General features: G+C 70.0%; 19 protein-coding genes. 16 read left to right on the top strand and 3 right to left on the bottom strand.

What is annotated here, in order from left to right; all coding sequences use genetic code 11:
- The first annotated feature begins 75 nt into the window (after nucleotides 1-75).
- From AB0K21_RS01780 to AB0K21_RS01735, 10 genes are all read left to right on the top strand, one after another.
- Entirely contained in the window at nucleotides 76-1,740 is a 1,665-nt protein-coding gene (locus tag AB0K21_RS01780) for a PspC domain-containing protein (RefSeq protein ID WP_364147040.1), read from the top strand.
- Entirely contained in the window at nucleotides 1,730-1,948 is a 219-nt protein-coding gene (locus AB0K21_RS01775) for a hypothetical protein (RefSeq protein ID WP_343968100.1), read from the top strand. Before AB0K21_RS01780 ends, AB0K21_RS01775 begins: the two co-directional genes overlap by 11 nt.
- Before the next feature lie 51 nt (nucleotides 1,949-1,999).
- Nucleotides 2,000-2,575, top strand: a complete 576-nt coding sequence (locus AB0K21_RS01770; protein WP_343968102.1) for an ABATE domain-containing protein — start codon at nucleotides 2,000-2,002, stop codon at nucleotides 2,573-2,575.
- 230 nt (nucleotides 2,576-2,805) lie between these two features.
- A complete protein-coding gene (locus AB0K21_RS01765; protein ID WP_343968104.1) occupies nucleotides 2,806-3,249 on the top strand; it encodes a VOC family protein in 444 nt (147 codons plus the stop codon).
- Between the two features lie 6 nt (nucleotides 3,250-3,255).
- The gene (locus tag AB0K21_RS01760; protein ID WP_343968106.1) at nucleotides 3,256-4,158 is read left to right on the top strand and encodes a pyridoxamine 5'-phosphate oxidase family protein; all 903 of its coding nucleotides are present in this window, start codon (nucleotides 3,256-3,258) and stop codon (nucleotides 4,156-4,158) included.
- A gap of 155 nt (nucleotides 4,159-4,313) precedes the next feature.
- Complete coding sequence (locus tag AB0K21_RS01755; RefSeq protein ID WP_343968108.1) at nucleotides 4,314-4,736, top strand: nuclear transport factor 2 family protein; 423 nt, start codon at nucleotides 4,314-4,316, stop codon at nucleotides 4,734-4,736.
- Nucleotides 4,737-4,829: 93 nt separating this feature from the next.
- Nucleotides 4,830-5,339 carry a (2Fe-2S)-binding protein gene (locus AB0K21_RS01750; RefSeq protein WP_343968110.1) on the top strand — a complete coding sequence of 170 codons (510 nt, stop codon included), beginning with the start codon at nucleotides 4,830-4,832 and terminating at the stop codon, nucleotides 5,337-5,339.
- On the top strand, nucleotides 5,336-7,753 hold the full coding sequence (locus tag AB0K21_RS01745; RefSeq protein ID WP_364147034.1) for a xanthine dehydrogenase family protein molybdopterin-binding subunit: 2,418 nt from the start codon (nucleotides 5,336-5,338) through the stop codon (nucleotides 7,751-7,753). Before AB0K21_RS01750 ends, AB0K21_RS01745 begins: the two co-directional genes overlap by 4 nt.
- Nucleotides 7,750-8,619, top strand: a complete 870-nt coding sequence (locus tag AB0K21_RS01740; RefSeq protein WP_343968114.1) for a xanthine dehydrogenase family protein subunit M — start codon at nucleotides 7,750-7,752, stop codon at nucleotides 8,617-8,619. The genes AB0K21_RS01745 and AB0K21_RS01740 overlap by 4 nt, the downstream gene beginning before the upstream one ends.
- A gap of 424 nt (nucleotides 8,620-9,043) precedes the next feature.
- Entirely contained in the window at nucleotides 9,044-9,901 is an 858-nt protein-coding gene (locus tag AB0K21_RS01735; protein ID WP_364147030.1) for an SRPBCC family protein, read from the top strand.
- A 43-nt stretch (nucleotides 9,902-9,944) separates the two neighbouring features.
- Here the strand turns inward: AB0K21_RS01735 and AB0K21_RS01730 are convergent, their stop codons facing one another.
- Both AB0K21_RS01730 and AB0K21_RS01725 read right to left on the bottom strand, forming a co-directional pair.
- Entirely contained in the window at nucleotides 9,945-10,355 is a 411-nt protein-coding gene (locus AB0K21_RS01730) for an ATP-binding protein (protein WP_343968129.1), read from the bottom strand.
- Entirely contained in the window at nucleotides 10,352-10,612 is a 261-nt protein-coding gene (locus AB0K21_RS01725) for a hypothetical protein (protein ID WP_343968131.1), read from the bottom strand. Before AB0K21_RS01725 ends, AB0K21_RS01730 begins: the two co-directional genes overlap by 4 nt.
- 308 nt (nucleotides 10,613-10,920) lie before the next feature.
- Between AB0K21_RS01725 and AB0K21_RS01720 the strand changes: the two genes are divergently transcribed.
- Together AB0K21_RS01720 and AB0K21_RS01715 are read left to right on the top strand one after the other, a co-directional pair.
- Nucleotides 10,921-11,721: a helix-turn-helix transcriptional regulator gene (locus AB0K21_RS01720; RefSeq protein ID WP_343968134.1), complete on the top strand. Its 801-nt coding sequence runs from the start codon at nucleotides 10,921-10,923 to the stop codon at nucleotides 11,719-11,721.
- A 16-nt stretch (nucleotides 11,722-11,737) separates the two neighbouring features.
- On the top strand, nucleotides 11,738-11,938 hold the full coding sequence (locus AB0K21_RS01715) for a DUF397 domain-containing protein (protein WP_343968136.1): 201 nt from the start codon (nucleotides 11,738-11,740) through the stop codon (nucleotides 11,936-11,938).
- Nucleotides 11,939-12,040: 102 nt separating this feature from the next.
- On the opposite strand, the gene AB0K21_RS01710 is transcribed toward AB0K21_RS01715, so the two are convergent.
- A complete protein-coding gene (locus AB0K21_RS01710; protein WP_364147026.1) occupies nucleotides 12,041-14,494 on the bottom strand; it encodes an FdhF/YdeP family oxidoreductase in 2,454 nt (817 codons plus the stop codon).
- A 317-nt stretch (nucleotides 14,495-14,811) separates the two neighbouring features.
- On the opposite strand from AB0K21_RS01710, the gene AB0K21_RS01705 reads away from it, so the two are divergent.
- The 4 genes from AB0K21_RS01705 to aroQ all read left to right on the top strand — a co-directional run bounded on the left by AB0K21_RS01705 (nucleotide 14,812) and on the right by aroQ (nucleotide 17,230).
- On the top strand, nucleotides 14,812-15,531 hold the full coding sequence (locus tag AB0K21_RS01705) for a type II CAAX endopeptidase family protein (protein ID WP_343968140.1): 720 nt from the start codon (nucleotides 14,812-14,814) through the stop codon (nucleotides 15,529-15,531).
- A gap of 13 nt (nucleotides 15,532-15,544) precedes the next feature.
- Nucleotides 15,545-15,910, top strand: coding sequence for a PadR family transcriptional regulator (locus AB0K21_RS01700; protein WP_343968142.1), 366 nt, complete (start codon nucleotides 15,545-15,547; stop codon nucleotides 15,908-15,910).
- The gene (locus tag AB0K21_RS01695; protein WP_364147021.1) at nucleotides 15,907-16,659 is read left to right on the top strand and encodes a hypothetical protein; all 753 of its coding nucleotides are present in this window, start codon (nucleotides 15,907-15,909) and stop codon (nucleotides 16,657-16,659) included. The genes AB0K21_RS01700 and AB0K21_RS01695 overlap by 4 nt, the downstream gene beginning before the upstream one ends.
- A 109-nt stretch (nucleotides 16,660-16,768) precedes the next feature.
- Nucleotides 16,769-17,230: a type II 3-dehydroquinate dehydratase gene (gene aroQ / locus AB0K21_RS01690; protein WP_364147019.1), complete on the top strand. Its 462-nt coding sequence runs from the start codon at nucleotides 16,769-16,771 to the stop codon at nucleotides 17,228-17,230.
- The last annotated feature ends 157 nt before the right edge of the window (nucleotides 17,231-17,387 follow it).

Genomic DNA, 17,387 nt, shown 5'->3' with positions numbered 1-17,387 from the left:
GCGGCGTTTCCCCTCCGGGACGACTCAGGGGTGTCCCGGATGCGGCACGGGCCGAGGAAAGGCCACGATAAGTACATGAACGATACCGATCCGGCGAGCACCACGTCCGGCTCGCCGCCCGGCTCCCCCTCGGAGGATCGCGCTCTGCGGCGCAGCGACGAGGGCCGCATGCTGACCGGCGTCTGCGCGGGCCTGGGGCGGTACGCCGGGGTCGACCCGGTGCTGTTGCGAGTGGGTTTCGCGGTGCTGGTGCTCGGCTCGGGGATCGGCATCATGCTCTACGTCGCGGCGTTCCTGCTGATGCGTGAGACCAACGGCGGCCCCGGCTACGTGGAGCAGTGGAGCCGGCGCGACTTCGACAGCGAGACGGTCCTGACCCTGCTGGCCGGCCTGTTCGCCCTCGGGCTCATCGTCAACATCTCCTCGGACGGCGTCGGCACCGCGACGGTCGTGGTCGGCACGGTGTTCGCCATCGTCCTGCTCACCGCGCACTCCCGCGGGGTGGACCTGCTGGCCGTCGCCAGATCGCTGCCCGACCGGCTGCGCAGGCGCCGGGCGTCGTACCCCGCCGATCAGTGGCCGAACCCGTTCGCCCACGGGCCGGGCACCGCCGACGGCCGGCGTCCCGTCGGGGAGCAGGATCCGGCCGCCCGCGCCGCCGCGCCCCCGGCCCCGAGCCCCGCGACGTACGCCGCCCGCCCGGGCGGCGAGACGGCCACGGAGCGGTACGCGCCCAGCTCCGGGGGGACGAGGGCTGAGACGGGGGCCGGACCGTGGTCCACGGCGGAGCGGCCGCCCCCGGCCCCCGCCTCGGAGACCCGCACCGAGCCCGCCCCGGACACGCCCCCCACCCCCGGCCCCACCCCCGGCCCCATCTCCGAGACCTTCGCCGGGCCCGCCCCGGAGACACCTCTCCGCCCCGCCCCGCCCCGCGGAGACATCCCAGCGGAGCCCTACCGCCCCGCCAGGCCGTCGTTCGACTCCTCCGGCGCGCCTTTCTCGCCGTACGGCCCCTACCAGCCGCTGGACCCCCGGAAGCGGCAGCAACCGTACTCCCCGTACTCGCCCTACGCCCCTTACCAGCCGTCCGGGTACGGCGCGGCGGTGACAGCGCCGCCCAGGCCGCGGCGGCCCAGATCGTTCGTCGGGGGCGTCACCATCTTCCTGGCCATGATCGTTGGAGGGATCATCGTGGCGATCCAGTCCGCTTCAGGACCGGCCAACATGACGGTCGCGGGCGGCGCGGCGCTCGTCGTCATCGGCGCCGGCCTGCTGGTCGCCGCCTGGTTCGGCCGGGGAGCCGGACTGGTCGCGACCGGCACCATCCTGTCGATCGCCCTGGTAGCGGGCCCCATGCTGGGCGGCATGCCGAAGAAGTTCGGCAACTATCAATGGCAGCCCACCACCCTGTCCGAGATGGCCCGCAGCTACTCGGTGGGGATGGGCGAGGGAGTGCTGGACCTGAGCGAGCTGGCCCTGCCGCCGGGTTCGCGGACCGTCGTGGACGTCTCGGTCTCGGTCGGCGAGATCAGCGTGATCCTGCCGCCGACCGCCAGGATCGAGGTGCGGGGCCATACCAAGTTCGGCGACGTCAAGATCGACCACACGGTGGAGGGGGGTGCCGACATCCGGCACGACAGAATCCTGGAGCCCGAGGTGCCCCCCAAGGGCGACGTGGCGACCATCGTGCTGAACGTCAGGGCCGACATCGGGGATGTGGAGGTACGCCGTGCTGCCTGAGCGCGACCGGCCCGAACAGCGGCCCGCCTCCCGGCGCGTACACCGCACCGACTGGATGGCGCTGCTCAGCGGCATGCTGTTCATCGCGGTCGGGGTCGTCTTCATCAGCAGACCGGCCGTCCAGCCGCTGGTCATGCTCACGGTCCTGGTCAGCGGCCTGGGCCTCGCGGGCCTGGTCGCCATCCTGGCCAAGGTCACCCGGAGCTAGGGCCGCCCGGGCGCCACAGCAACAGGTCATACCGGGCATTAGGCTCGAAGCATGTCGGCTCTGGAGTTCGTCAGCACCGTTCGCGCGACGCGGACCGGTCTGACAGACCTGCTCTCCGACGTGCAGGGCATGACCGCGTGGGGCCGGGAGCACGCCGCCGAGCTGGGAGTCGACCCGGACTTCACCGCCTCCGAGGAGCTGCGGAGCGAAGTGGTCGAGCTGCGGCAGGCCGTACGGGCGCTCTTCGCCAGGGCCGTGGCACCGGGCGCCGCGAGTGACGCGGACGCGCACCGGCTCCCGGACTTCGCCGAGTCGCTCGACCTGGTCAACGCCGCGGCACTGGCCGTGCCTTCGGCCCCGCGGCTGGAGTGGCCCGCGGGACAGGCGCCCCGGGCGCGGACGGTCCCGGGCGTCGCGGCCACCGAGTCCGAACGGATCCGGGCCACCCTCGCGACGTCGGCGATCGAGTTGCTGGCCGGCCCCCGGCGCGAGCAGATCCGGGTCTGCCCCGCCCCCCGCTGCGTGCTCTATTTCCTCAAGGAGCACCCCCGGCAGGAGTGGTGCTCGCTCGGCTGCGGCAACCGGGCCCGAGCCGCCCGCCACTACCGCCAGCACCGGGACGGCTGACCCACCCCGGCGCCTGATCGTCTCGGCCGGTACGCCGGGCGATGTCGCCCTCGGTGGTTCCGCGCTCCCACCTGTCGCGCGTCCATTCGGCGGGCTCTCCCCTCATCCGACCCCCCTTCAAGGGTGATTTACGCCATAGCTTTCTAACGTGACAAATGTCGATTTTGCGTTAGATTGCAGGCAGTGGATCTAACGGATCAAGCCGTTAGGAAACGCGGAGGAGAGATCAGATGACCTTCCAGACCGACCACGTCGGCCTCAACGTGTCCGACCTCGACAGGTCCAAGGACTTCTACCTGAAGGTCTTCGGCTTCGAGATCTTCGGCGAGTCGGACCAGCCGGACCGGCGCTACGCCTTCCTCGGTCTCGACGGGAAGCTGGTGCTCACCCTCTGGCAGCAGAGCGAGGGCAGCTTCGCCACCGGGCTGCCGGGCCTGCACCACCTGTCCTTCCAGGTGCCGGACATCGAGGCGGTCCGCCGGGCCGAGAACGTGATCAGGGAACTCGGGGCCACGCTCCACCACGACGGCGTGGTCCCGCACGGCGAGGGGGCGTCCTCGGGGGGCGTGTTCTTCGAGGACCCGGACGGCATCCGGCTGGAGATCTTCGCACCCAGCGGCGCCGACGAGCGCCCCGCACCGACCACCGGCGCCCCCACCTGCGGCTTCTTCTAAACGACCATGGAACACGGGGGAGAGATCGCGGTACAGCGCAGGACCGGGGTCCGCGCGGTGGCACTGGGCTCGGCCAGGACCCGTCCGGAGATCCCGGCGGTGGCGGCCGAGTTCCTCAGGCGGCAGCGGATGCTGCTGATCGGAGCCGCGGGGCGGGACGGGCTCCCGTGGGCGACGGTGCTGACCGGACCCGAGGGGTTCGCCAAAGTCACGGACGAGCGGACCGTGGTGATCGACGCGCTGCCGGGCGAGCACGATCCGCTGGCCGGACTGGACGAGGGCGAGATCGGGATGCTCGCGATCGAGCCCCTGACCAGACGCAGGATGCGGGTCAACGGCACGGTCCGGCGGGACGGCGGGCGGCTGGTCGTCCACACCGAGCAGGCGTACGCCAACTGTCCCAAGTACATCCAGACGCGGGAGGTCGTCGCGGAGGTCACCGGGCCGGCCACCGGCTCCTCCTCGACGACGGTGTTCGGCGACGGCGACCGGGCGTGGATCGAGGGCGCCGACACGTTCTTCGTCGCCACCTCGGCCCCCGGCCTCGGCGCCGACCTGTCGCACCGGGGCGGCAACCCGGGGTTCGTCCGGGTGGTGGACGAGCGACGGCTGGTCTGGCCGGACTACGTCGGCAACTCGATGTACATGACGCTCGGCAACCTGGAACTGGACGAACACTGCGGCCTGCTCTTCCTCGACTGGGAGAACGGCGACGCGCTGTACCTGACCGGGCGGGCCCGCGTCGACTGGGATCCGGGCGACGTCCCGGGGGCACAGCGGCTGGTCGGGTTCGAGGTGGACCGGATCGTCCGGGTCCGGGGAGCCAGCCCGCTCCGCTGGCGACTCGGGGACTACTCCCGCCACAACCCGCCGACGCGCGTCGCGGGCGGGACGCGGGGAACCCCTTGACGAGATCGGTCGGGATCGGTCGGGGTCATCGTGGACCGGGCGGCGTGTTCGTCACGCCCGAGCCGTCCCACCTGGACGATGATCGGTTGACATACGTCGCCGAACCCGCCGATCGACGCGGTCGAGGAGGCCGCGAAATCCATGGAGGAAGTGTGATGTTCACCGAGGAGACGGCCAGGGCCAAGGTCCAGGCCGCCGAGGACGCGTGGAACACGCGCGACCCCGAGCGGGTCTCGCTCGCCTACACGCCCGACTCGGTCTGGCGCAACCGGGACGAGTTCCTCACCGGGCGCGCGGAGATCAGGGAGTTCCTGAGCCGCAAGTGGGCCAAGGAGCAGGACTACCGGCTCCGCAAGGAGCTGTGGACGTTCGGCGGCGACCGCATCGCCGTACGGTTCCAGTACGAGTGGCACGACGCGGACGGCCAGTGGTGGCGCAGCTACGGAAACGAGCTGTGGGAGTTCGCCGACGACGGGCTGATGCGGCGCCGCGAGGCGAGTATCAACGATCTCAGAATCGACGAAGCGGACCGCCGTATCCTCGGTGGCCGCGAGCCGAGGGAACTGCCGTTGGCGTGAGGCCAGGGGGTTGACCGGGAAGAACTGGGGCGTAAGTTCTCAATTATCGGTTCTCACTTCTCCTATACCCCTGTGGTTGCTCTTGGAGGACGTATGCCCCGAATAACCGTCAACGTCGATGGAATCGCATACGAGGAGGAGGTGGAGCCGCGCCTCCTCCTCGTCCATCTGCTACGAGATCGGCTCGGCAGGACCGGCACGCCCATCGGCTGCGACACCGGCAACTGCGGCGCCTGCACCGTGATGCTCGACGGCCGGAGCGCGAAGAGTTGTTCCGTGCTCGCCGTGCAGGCCGACGGGAGCGATGTCGTCACGATCGAGGGCCTGGCGCAGGGGGGCGAGTGGCATCCCATGCAACGGGCCTTTCACGAGGAGCACGCCCTGCAGTGCGGGTACTGCACCCCCGGCATGATCATGGCGGCGATCGACCTGCTCAGGGACGATCCCGACCCGTCGGAGGAGGCGGTCCGCGAGGGATTGGAAGGCAACCTGTGCCGGTGCACGGGGTACTGCAACATCGTCAGGGCGGTGCGGCGCGGCGCGGCGGAGATGTCCCGGCGGAGCGCGTCGGAGTCGTCCGCGCAGGAGGTGCCGGCGCCATGACCGAGCAGCTCATCGAGAGCGACCGGCTGAAGGACCCGTCCGCCCACGAGGTCGGGAAGGCGCGCAGGCGCAAGGAGGACGCCCGGCTGGTCACCGGCAGGACCACCTGGACCGACAACATCCAGCTCCCCGGCATGATGTACGTGGCCTTCCTGCGCAGCCCGATGGCCCACGCCAGGATCACCCGCGTCGACACCTCTGCCGCGAGCGGCCGGCCAGGCGTGGTCGCCGTCTACAGCGGGCGCGACTTCGCCGACGAGCAGGGCAGCCTGCCCTGTGCCTGGCCGGTCAGCGAGGACGTCGTCATCCCCGACCACCCGCCCATGGCGGTGGACGAGGTCCGCTACGTCGGCGAGGCGGTGGCCTGCGTGGTCGCCACCGACCGCTACCGGGCGGCCGACGCGCTGGAGGCGATCGAGATCGACTACGAGCCGCTGGAAGCGGTGCTCGACATGACCGAGGCGCTCGCCGAGGGGAGCCCCAAGGTCCACGAGGCCGGGAACCAGGCGTTCACCTGGAAGTTCGCCGGAGGTGACATCGAGGAGGCGTTCCGCGACGCCCCCGTGGTGATCGAACGCACCTACGTGCAGCAGCGGCTCATCCCGAGCGCCATGGAGCCCCGCGCGGTGGTGGCCACCACCGACGGCGACGCCTTCACGCTCTACTCCGCCACCCAGATCCCGCACGTCCTGCGCGTCATGCTCGCGCTGACCACGGGCATCCCCGAGCACAAGCTGCGGGTGGTCGCCCCCGACGTGGGCGGCGGCTTCGGTTCCAAGCTCCAGGTCACCGCCGAGGAGGTGCTCGCGCTACTGCTGACCCGCAGGCTGGGCAGGCCGGTGAAGTGGACCGAGTCCCGCTCCGAGGGCAACCTGACGGTGCACCACGGCCGCGACCAGCTCCAGCGGATCTCCGTCGCCGCCGACCGGGACGGGCGGGTGCGGGGCGTCAAGGTGGACCTGCTCGCCGACATGGGCGCCTACCTGATGCTGGTCACGCCGGGCGTGCCGCTGCTCGGCGCGTTCATGTACAACGGCATCTACAAGATGGACGCCTACGACTTCAACTGCACCGGCGTCTTCACCACCAAGATGCCGACCGACGCCTACCGGGGCGCGGGCCGTCCGGAGGCGACGTTCGCGATCGAGCGGGCCATGGACGAGCTCGCCCACGAGCTGGGCATGGACCCGATCGAACTGCGGCGCCGCAACTGGATCACCCACGAGGAGTTCCCGTACACCACGATCTGCGGGCTGACCTACGACTCGGGCAACTACGAGGCGGCGACCGAGCGGGCCCTGGCCCTGCTCGGCTACGACAAGCTCAGGGCCGAGCAGGCGGACCGGCGCGACCGGCGCGACCCGGTCCAGCTCGGCATCGGCGTCTCGACGTTCACCGAGATGTGCGGGCTGGCGCCCTCGCGGGTGCTCGGCAGCCTCAGCTACGGCGCGGGCGGCTGGGAGCACGCCTCGGTCAGGATGCTGCCCACCGGCAAGGTCGAGGTCGTCACCGGCTCCACCCCACACGGCCAGGGACACGAGACGGCCTGGAGCCAGATCGTCGCCGACGCGCTGGGCGTGCCGTTCGAGGACGTCTCGGTGCTGCACGGCGACACGTCCGTCTCGCACAAGGGCATGGACACCTACGGCTCCCGCTCCCTGGTGGTGGGCGGCGTCGCCGTGCTGGCCGCCTGCGAGAAGGTGAAGGACCGGGCCAGGGAACTCGCCGCGCACATGCTGGAGGCCGACGCCGAGGACATCGAGTTCACCGACGGGACGTTCAAGGTCCGGGGCACCGAGGCGGGCAGGACCATCCAGGAGCTGGCGCTGGCCACCTTCGCCGCGCACGACCTGCCCGACGGCTTCGAACCCTCGCTGGACGCCGACGCGACCTTCGACCCGGACAACTTCTCCTTCCCGCACGGCACCCACCTGTGCGCGATCGAGGTGGACACCGAGACCGGCGCCTCGAAGATCCGGCGCTACGTGGCGGTCGACGACGTGGGCTCGGTGGTGAACCCGCTGATCGTCGAGGGTCAGGTGCACGGCGGCATCGCCCAGGGCGTCGCCCAGGCGCTGTTCGAGGAGGCGGTCTACGACACCGAGGGCAACCTGCTCACCACCACGATGGCCGACTACCTCATCCCTTCGGCGGCCGACCTGCCGGACTTCGTCACCGACCGTACCGAGACCCCGGCGACGACCAACCCGCTGGGCGTCAAGGGCGTCGGCGAGGCCGGGACGATCGCCTCCACCCCCGCCGTGGTCAACGCGATCGTCGACGCGCTGCGCCCGTACGGGGTGAACGACGTGCGGATGCCCTGCACCCCGGAGCGGATCTGGCGCGCTCTCGCCGAACCGCCCACGACCGGAGGCGATACCGCCGGCTCTGCCGCCGAGGGAGGCACCCGATGATCCCCGCGTCGTTCGACTACGTCAGGCCCTCCTCGGTGGAGGAGGCATGCCAGGTGCTCGCCTCCGGCGATGACGTCAAGGTGCTGGCCGGTGGCCAGTCGCTGCTGCCGCTGCTGCGGCTGCGGCTGGCCTACCCGTCGGCGCTGGTGGACCTCGGGCGCCTGCCCGGACTGCGCGGCATCGAAGACCGTGGCGACCACGTGTTCGTCGGCGCGCTCACCACCCACGACGAGGTGCTGCGCTCAGCCGTGATCAAGGAGCGCGTCCCGCTGCTCGCGCTGGCCACGGCCACGGTGGCCGACCCCGCGGTACGGCACCGTGGCACGTTCGGCGGCTCCATGGCCCACGCCGACCCGGCGGGGGACCTGCCGGCCGTGGCCCTGGCGCTCGACTGCGTCTTCGTCGTCCGCTCCGCCGACGGCGAGCGGGAGATCCCCGCTGCGGACTTCTTCGTCGACTACCTGGAGCCCGCGCTCGAACCCGATGAGGTGCTGATCGGCGCCCGGGTGCCGGTGCTCGGCCCCGGGTGGGGTTTCCACTACGAGAAGTTCCACCGGACGGCGCAGGCGTGGGCGATCGTCGGCGTCGCGGCGGCCGTACGGCGGAGCAACGGGACCGTCGAGGAGGCCAGGATCGCGCTGACCAACATGGGCCCCACCCCGGTACGGGCGAGTGCGGTGGAGACGGCGCTGCGCGGGGTGGACCTCGCGCCCGCCGCCTCCGGCGGCACCGACCCCGTCGGGGAGGCGTGCGCCGAGGCCGACGACGGCACCTCGCCTCCGGCGGACCTGCACGCCAGACCCGACTACCGCCGCCATCTGGCCCGGGTGCTGACCCGCAGGGCGGTCAGGGCCGCGAGCGGCTGAGTCCCGCGGCTACAGGGTGAGAGCCCGGGGCGTTCCCACCCTGTAGCCGCCGCCCCGACGGGCTCGCGAGCGTCTTCACCTTGACTTCCTCCCCGGGGCTGAAGCCGGAGGATTCCAACCCTCACCGGGTGGGTTTCCTGCTTCACCGGTAACCGCCCGCCCGCGCGGCCCCGTGCCGCGTTTCCTCCCCGGAGCCGAAGCCCGAGGTCTCCACGCTGAAAACGACTTTCGTGCCGCCCGGAGCGCGAGAAGCGCCTCTCGTGAGGGCGGAGGCATCATCCCCGCCCGGAGGGGCAGGGGGAACGGACGCCGGCCGACACGTACCGACGTGTGGCGGTCAACCGGCCCCGTGGCGGCATACTGGTAATACGCCCCCGTGTAGTCGTAATGTCGCAACAGCGACCGACCGGCAAGGAGCGGATCGATGGCGATGCGGTTCGAGCACGAGTTCACGGTCCCCGTGCCGATCGAGCAGGCGTGGCCGGTGCTGCTCGACGTCCAGCGGGTCGGCCCCTGCCTGCCCGGTGCCACCGTGGACAAGGTCGAGGACGACTCCTTCACCGGCAGGATGAAGGTCAAGGTCGGGCCGATCACGGTGACCTACCAGGGCCGGGCCTCCTTCGAGAAGGTGGACGCAGGCACCCACTCCATGACCGTCAAGGCCGCCGGCAAGGAGGCCAGGGGCTCGGGCACCGCCGGTGCCACGGTCGTCGCGCGCCTGCACCCCGAGGGGCGGAACACCAGGGTCACCGTCGACACCTCCTTCAACGTGACCGGCCGCCCGGCCCAGTTCGGCCGGGGCGTGATGTCCGAGGTCGGTGAGAAGCTGATCGACAGGTTCGCGGCCAACCTCTCCCTGCTGCTGGGCGAGAGCCCGGGCGTGGAGACCGCCGCCGAGACGCCTTCCGAGACGCCGGGCCTGGGCGGCTGGAGTGCTCCCTCCCAGCCTGGCCCGGACGACGAGGTTCCGGTGGTCTCGGCGGCCTTCGGCCCCGGCCCCGCGACCCCCGCCGGACCGGAGGAGCTGAGCGGGTCCGGACGGCATCTCAGCGCGGTGCCGACACCGCCCGACCTCGTCGTGGACGAGAAGTCCGGGTCCCGCCAGAGCCACCCGGCGGGCACCTCACGCACCTCGCTCAGCCCCGACGAGGAGGCCATGAACCTCCTGGAGGTGGCGGGCCTGCCGCTGCTCAAACGCATCGCCCCACTGGTCGCCGCCCTGGCGGCCGCCACCCTGATCACCTGGCTGATCACCCGCGCCCTACGCCGAAACCGTCAGTAAACACACCTCTCGGCGGCGTCGATCATCGGGCGTTCGGAACGCATTACCGGTCACCTGTGGAGGGCAGCAGTGCCCAGACCGCGCGGCGGCCGCCGTCGACTTCGCGTACTCCCCACCTGGCCGAGCACTGATCGACCAGCCAGAGGCCGCGCCCGCCGAAGCTCTCCGGGTCCGGCTCGCGCGGCTCGGGGAACGTCGCCGCGCCGGAGTCGACCACCTCGATGTGGATCAGCTGCTGTCCGGCGTCGAGGACGTGCAGGGTCAGGGTGCCGCCGCAACCGCCCGAGGCGGTGTGCCTGATCGCGTTCCCAACCAGTTCGGTGACCACCAGCAGCACATCGTCCACCAAGGCGCACCCCGCCGCCGCCAGCACCGCGCCGACGCAGTGACGCGCCACCGGCACCGAGCACTCCGCCCCCGGCAATGTGATCGTGCCCAGCAGCCCGGCCGTCACCGCGCCACCATCTCGTGGATGCGCCGCACCGCGTCCTCGTCGAAGGCCGCGATCCACTGGTAGCGGCCCCGCCCCCAGGCGAAGATCCACTTCTTACCCCGGAGCACGGCGAGCACCCGAAGCGGCCCCGACTCGCGCCGCACCGCCACGTACGGCTCCTCGGAGGCCGGAAGTTCGATCCTGACCCCCACCTCCAGCCGGCGGAGACCCCACGCCAACCGCACCAGGTGAAGGTACTGCTCATGCGAAGACGACACCGTCATCGATCCTGCCCTTCATCAGCGATACGACATCCGAGCGGGTGGAGTCGGCGAGATATTCGATCTTCTGTTCTCGTGACCGCCTCGCCTGAAGTCCGGGCAGCCAGAAGCCCGACCTCCCTAACCACCGCCATCGACTTGGCTGCCTGCGCTGAGGGATGCGACAGGTTTTACAAACAACATGATGCACACGAGACGTAGCGAACGCAACACGTTGTGTTCACATCGGCCGTGATGATTCCGCTACCCTGTGCCACATGATCCAACGGCGGCAGGCTCCTACTACTCGCCTACGACGGCTGGCGATGGAGCTGCGACAGCTCAGGGAGCGTTCGGGTCTATCCCGTGAGCAGGTGGCAGAGGCTACTGAGATCAACCGTGCCACCCTGTACCGAATCGAGACGGCGCAGGCGAAACCGCAGGTAAGAACACTACGAGCGTTGCTCGACGTGTACGGCGTGCCGGAACGACATCGGGACGACCTGATCGGAATCCTCAAGCTGGCGGGAGAGGAGAGTTGGCTGCATGCTCCCTCGGAATCCCTGCCCGATCAGTACGCCACCTACATAGGGTTCGAGCAGGAGGCCAGAGCGGTTCTGGACTACCAGTCCTCGTTTGTTCCCGGACTGCTTCAGACCACGGCGTATGCCCGCGCGGCGATTCCCGGAGGCGCACTCGAACTGCCGACAGAGGAGATCGAGACCCGGGTGGCGGCCCGCATGGCTCGCCAGACCGAACGAGATTCGCCACTGACCATTGAGGCGATCATCGATGAGGCGGCGCTGCGTCGCCGTGTCGGCAGCCCCGAGATAATGCGCGAGCAGTTGCAGCGACTGCTCGATGAGAGCGAGCAGCCCCATGTGACGTTGCAGGTGATCCCTTTCGCAGCCGGTGTGCACCCGGGAATGCAGGGTTCGTTCGTCATTCTCCAGTTCGCCGAGGATGCTCATGATGTTGTCTACATTGAGGCGAGCGTAAGAGACTTGTTCCTGGAGAGCGAGAGCGACGTGACGCGGTACAGGCGAGTGTTCGAGAAGCTCCGGACCATGGCGAGCAGCCCGGACGAGAGCCGTAATCTCATCACTCGCATCCTCGCGGATACGTGACGAGAGGAAACACAGGGTGGGCGAGGAGCCCGATCTTTCCCATGCCGAATGGCACACCAGCAGCCTCAGCGGCTCAAGCGGCCAGTGCGTACAGGTTGCCCTCCTGGGCAGGGACGTCGCCGTACGCGACAGCAAGAACCCCAATGGCCCGGCCCTCGTGTTCGAGAACGCCGTGTTCGCGGCCTTCCTTGGGGCCGTGAAAACCGGACAGCTCTAAAAGCCGTCTGCCTATGAGGATGCTCAGCCAGGCCCGTAGTCTCTCGATCGGATGTCCGCAGGCCCGGCACTTCCCTGTCACGGGCTCACACGTCAGAACCTTTCACTGCCCGCCCACACCGTGGCTGATCGGGCGTTCCGCCTCGTGTCGGGTCTCATTCACCATGTGGCCGGCCGCCGGGGTGATCTCGACGACGAGGTGTTTGGCCAGCGGCTGCCCGCTCTGCGGGCTGAAGTCGGTGAGCGCGCAGAGCACGTTCAGCTCGGGCATGTACCCGATCGCGCTGCCGCGCGGGACGTCGTACCCGAAGGCCCGGTAGCCGTAGACGCTGCGCCTGCTGCCGTCCCTGGCGATGCTGGTGATGTCGACGAGGTCGGTGTCGGCCAGGCCCCGCTCGCGCATGTCGTCGCGGTTCATCAGGACCAGGGTGCGCAGGTTCCTGACGCCCCGGTAGCGGTCGTCGTCGGAGTAGACGGTGGTGTTCCACTGGTCGTGGGAGCGCACCGTGCCCAGCGTCAGGCGGCCCGCCTCCGGAATGACGTTCGGGATCGGAGCCGTGGAGAACTCGGCGCGCCCGGACTCGGTGAGGAAGACCAGATCACGGGCGGGCTGGTGGATCCGGAAGCCCAGCGGCATCCGGACCCGGCGGTTGAAGTCCTCGAAGCCGTCGAGGACCTGGGCCATGGTGTCGCGGATGCGGTCGTAGTCGTCGACGTACTCCTGCCAGGGCGTGGCGCTGTCCGGCAGGGTCGCCCTCGCCATGCCGGCGATGATCGCCGGTTCGGAGAGCAGCTGCCGGGAGGCCGGGTTCCGCATGCCGATCGACATGTGCACCATGCTCATCGAGTCCTCGACCGTGACCCCCTGCAGCCTGCGGCGCTGCCAGTCCTTCTCGGTACGGCCGAGGCAGGGCAGGATCAGCGCCTTCTCGCCGTGCACCAGGTGGCTGCGGTTGAGCTTGGTGCTGACCTGCACGGTCAGCTCGCAGTTGCGCAGCGCCCGGAAGGTGCCCGGGGTGTCGGGCGTGGCCAGCGCGAAGTTGCCGCCCATGCTCACGAACACCTTGACGTCGCCCCGGTGCATCGCCTCGATGGTGCCGACGGTCTCCAGGCCCCATTCCCTCGGCGGGTCGATGCCGCACACCTCGGCCAGCCGGGAGAGGAACCGCTCGGTCGGGTGGGAGTTGACCCCGCAGGTGCGGTTGCCCTGGACGTTGCTGTGCCCGCGGATGGGGCACGGACCGGCGCCCTCGCGACCCACGTTGCCCCGGAGCAGCAGCAGGTTGACGATCTCTCGCACGGTGTCGACGCCGTGTTCCTGCTGGGTGATGCCCAGACACCAGCTGATGATGGTGCGCCTGGAACGCAGGTAGACGTCGGCGAGCTCGCGGATCCGCACCTCGCCCACGCCTGACTGGAGTTCCAGCTCCGCCCAGGTGGCCTCGGCGCACACCCGCCGGTAGTCCTCGAAACCGCGCGTGTAGTTGTCGACGAACCCCTGGTCGATCGCCTTCGGGTCGGTCTCCGCCGCCTCGAACACGGCCTTCGCGACCCCGCGCAGCAGCGCCAGGTCGCCGCCGATCCTCGGCTGCACGTTGAGCGTTCCGGTCCTGGTGGCGTGGAAGGTGCCCATCGCGAGGAACTCGTGCGGCACGATCGTCTCCCCGGCCGCGGCCTCGACGAGCGGGTTGATGTGCACGATCTGGGCACCGCGCTGGTACGCGTCGACCAGCCAGGTCAGCATGCGCGGCGCGTTGGAGGCCGCGTTGGAGCCGAGGAGGAACAGCGCGTCGGTCTTGCCCCAGTCGTCCAGGTCGACGGTCCCCTTGCCGGTGCCCAGCGCGGCGGTCAGCGCCCGGCCACTGGCCTCGTGGCACATGTTCGAGCAGTCCGGCAGGTTGTTGGTGCCGAACTCGCGGGCCCAGAGCTGGTAGAGGAACGTGGCCTCGTTGCTCAGCCGCCCGGAGGTGTAGAACGACGCCTGGTCCGGGCTGCTCAGTCTCCTGAGCGTCGAGCCGACCAGCTCGAACGCGTCCGGCCAGGAGATCGGCCGGTACCTGTCGGATTCCGGGTCGTAGACCATCGGCTCGGTCAGCCTGCCCTGGTCCTCCAGCGCGAAGTCGCTCCAGCCGGACAGCTCGGTGACGGTGTGCTCGTCGAAGAACCGGCGCCCGACGCGCTTGGGGGTCATCTCCCAGGTGACGTGCTTGATGCCGTTCTCGCAGATGTCCAGACGCAGGCCCTTCCTGTCGTCCGGCCACGCGCATCCCGGGCAGTCGAAACCGTAGCCCTCATGGTTCATCCGGAAGATCGCCCGGGTCCCCTCGACCGGCTCCCGTGTCTTGGCCAGCATCTTCCCGACGCTGAGCGCCGCGCCCCAGCCCGCCGCCGGGTGCCGGTAGTCACGCCTGGAGAAGGGCTCTCCGGTGTTGGGTCCGCGCCCCCGCGCCGGAACCCCCGGCATCCCCTGTCCGAAGTTCTCTCCTGAGGCAAGGATGTCGTCGGCCATGAGCGGTCCCCCCGGGGTGGCGCAGTCGAGCCCGACATGCGTGCACATGCCGTGATATTCCCGGTCTACCGCCCTCGTCCCCACCGCAGCCCCAAACAACCTCCCGCCCTTGCCCAAGCTTGGGCCATCGAGGCCCCCACCGAGGACCCCTCAGCGCGGTCCCGGTACGGGCGCCGGCCCCAGGAGCCTGGCGATCGAGGCGATGCCGAATCCGGGCCCGGATGGCCTCGGGGACGCACTACAGCCGACTGCCGGAGTCCTTCCGATCCACGCCACGTCTTCGAGCATCTTCTCCGCAAGCTAGATTGCATCCCTAACTAGCTTGCTCTACGGTCTAGGTAGCAGAACACCTACGGAGGCTTCCCGTGTCATCCCCCTTGGCGCTCGTCCTGGCAGTCGTCCTCGTCGGCTACCTGACCGTCGCCGGCCCATTGCTCGGCAGGCACACCTACGACAAGCTGGCCCGCACTCGCGACCAGGACCCCACGGCCTATCGCCGGATGGTCACGTTCTGGAGCGCCGAGTTGTGGACGCTGGCCGCCGTGGCGCTGCTCATCGTCGCCGTGGAGCCGGACCTCGATTTCACGGACATCGGCCTGGTGATCAAGGAGTCACCGGACGAGGCCCTCGGCATGATCGTTGGCTTCCTGGTCGCCGCCGCGGCCGGCGTGCTCGTCTTCAGAAGGCTGGCCGCCAAGGGCAAATCCCTCCCCGGCCAGCAGGCCGTCACCCACCTGCTGCCGCGTACCGCGGTCGAGCGCTGGTACGCCGCGGGCCTGTCGGTGACCGCCGGTATCACCGAGGAGATCGTCTACCGAGGCCTGCTCATCGCGGTCGGCACCGGCGCGCTCGGCCTGAGCAAGGAGGTCGCGGCCTGCTGCGCGTTGGCGGTGTTCGCCGCCGGCCATCTCTACCAGGGCCGGCGCGGCATGTTCATGGTCACCCTGGCCGGCTTCGGCCTGACCGTGCTCTACCTGAGGACCGGCAGCCTGCTCATGCCGATCCTGCTGCACGCACTGATCGACCTTCGCGGCCTGCTGTTCACCCCGCAGCCGCGACGTGAGCTAGTCGGGAACCCAGGCTAGATAGGATCGCTACATGACGAGCGACCGACGCGCGAGCTGGCTCAAGGGTGTGCTCGACCTGCTGGTCCTCGCCAGCCTGACGGCCGGCGAGAACTACGGCTACGAGATCGCCAAGGACCTCGCCGAGTCCGGCCTCGGCCAGATCAAGGGCGGCACCCTCTATCCGGTGCTCAACCGGCTGGAGGAGGCGGGGCTGGTCACCGCCGAGTTCCGGGTGACCGAACGCGGACCCGGCCGCCGCTACTACCGGCTCACCGACCAGGGCAGGCGGACACTCGCCGAGCAGAGCGGACTCTGGCTGAACTTCGACGAGTCGGTACGCGCCGTACTGGCCAAGGGCCGCACCGAGACGAGCGCACCCGAAGGGGGGCTTCGATGAACAGCCACGTCGACGAGACCACCGGTGACTACTTCGACGAGCTCGCCGTGATCCTGGCCGAGGCGGGCATGCCCGCCGACCGGGTCGGAGCCATGCTGGACGACCTCGCCGGCTACCTCGCCGAGAGCAGCAGCGGCGACCCCGAGGAGGAGTTCGGCCCGGCGGCCGAGCTGGCCCGCGAACTGGCCGTCACCTCGGCCCCGCCCGCCGCGGACGCCCGTACCTGGTGCTGGACCGCCGACCTGTTCCACGACGTCAGGATGCTCAACGAGTACGGCGCCCAGGGCTGGGAGGTCGACGGGATCGACACGAAGGGCCTGTTCGTCAGCGCCCGGGACCCCGAGCACCCCCAGCAGTGGGAGTACCGGAGAGAGCTGGTCTCGCCCGGCCGGCGCCGGAGCGTGCTCGACCTGCTCGCCCCCGACGGCTGGGAGCCGTGCGGCAGGTGGGTGTGCTTCGAGTACTTCAAACGGCCCAGGGCCGCCAGCCTGGGGCCCGCCGCGGAGCTGACCGCGCCGCCGCGAACGCCGGGGCGCAACATCTTCCTCAGTCCGAGGTTCTACGCTCTGATCGCCGGCCTGCTGGCGCTGACGGCGGTGGCCCTGGTGTCAGTGTTCCGGGTCGCCGGGACGGAGCTCGACGGCAGCCTCGACACCGTCCTGGGTCTGCTCACCGGAATGATGATGGGTGTGCTGGCCGTGATGGCCGTACTGTGGCTGGCCGCCCGACGGCACAACAGGAATCGCTGAATACCGGCGAACGCCGGTCAGATACGGCACCCGCTCCAGGTTCCATGGGTCCGCCGCGTCACAGGAGCGGGCCGCGGCCTGGCACCGCCGGTCCCGCGGATGGGCGAGAATGATCCCCGTGACCGGCGTATACGTGCTCAACGGCCCGAACCTGAACCTGCTCGGCACCCGCAGACCCGAGGTCTACGGCACCATGACGCTGCCGGACGTCGAGGAACTGTGCCGCGAGGAGGCCACCCGGCTCGGCCTGGACCTTCTCTTCCGCCAGTCCAACCACGAGGGCCGGCTGATCGACTGGATCCACGAGGCCGGGGCGCGCGTCAAGGCCGGTGAGGTCATCGGCGCGGTCTTCAACCCCGGGGCCTACACCCACACCTCGATCGCCCTGCACGACGCCATCGAGGGCACCGAGCTACCGGTCGTCGAGGTGCACATCTCCAACGTGCACCGCCGCGAGTCCTTCCGCCACCACTCCTACATCTCCCCCGTCGCGCGCGGCACCATCGTCGGCCTCGGCACGGACGGCTACCGCCTCGCCATCGACGCCCTGCACAGAATGTCCCTGACGTAGCCGACCGCTGTATCGGGCCTGGCAGGTGGAGGCCGGGCGGCTTTAGAAGATCGTGCCGGGCCAAGACCCTCCGGGGAGGACTGTGACGCAACCGGGCGATGAGACGGTCGCCCCTCCAACGGTCCCGGCTGTCACGGTTCGGGCGGCACTCGGCGGT

The sequence above is a fragment of the Streptosporangium sp. NPDC049248 genome (genome assembly GCF_040678965.1).
GTDB classification, from domain to species: domain Bacteria; phylum Actinomycetota; class Actinomycetes; order Streptosporangiales; family Streptosporangiaceae; genus Streptosporangium; species Streptosporangium fukuiense.
This window is presented reverse-complemented; position numbering and strand designations above follow the sequence as displayed.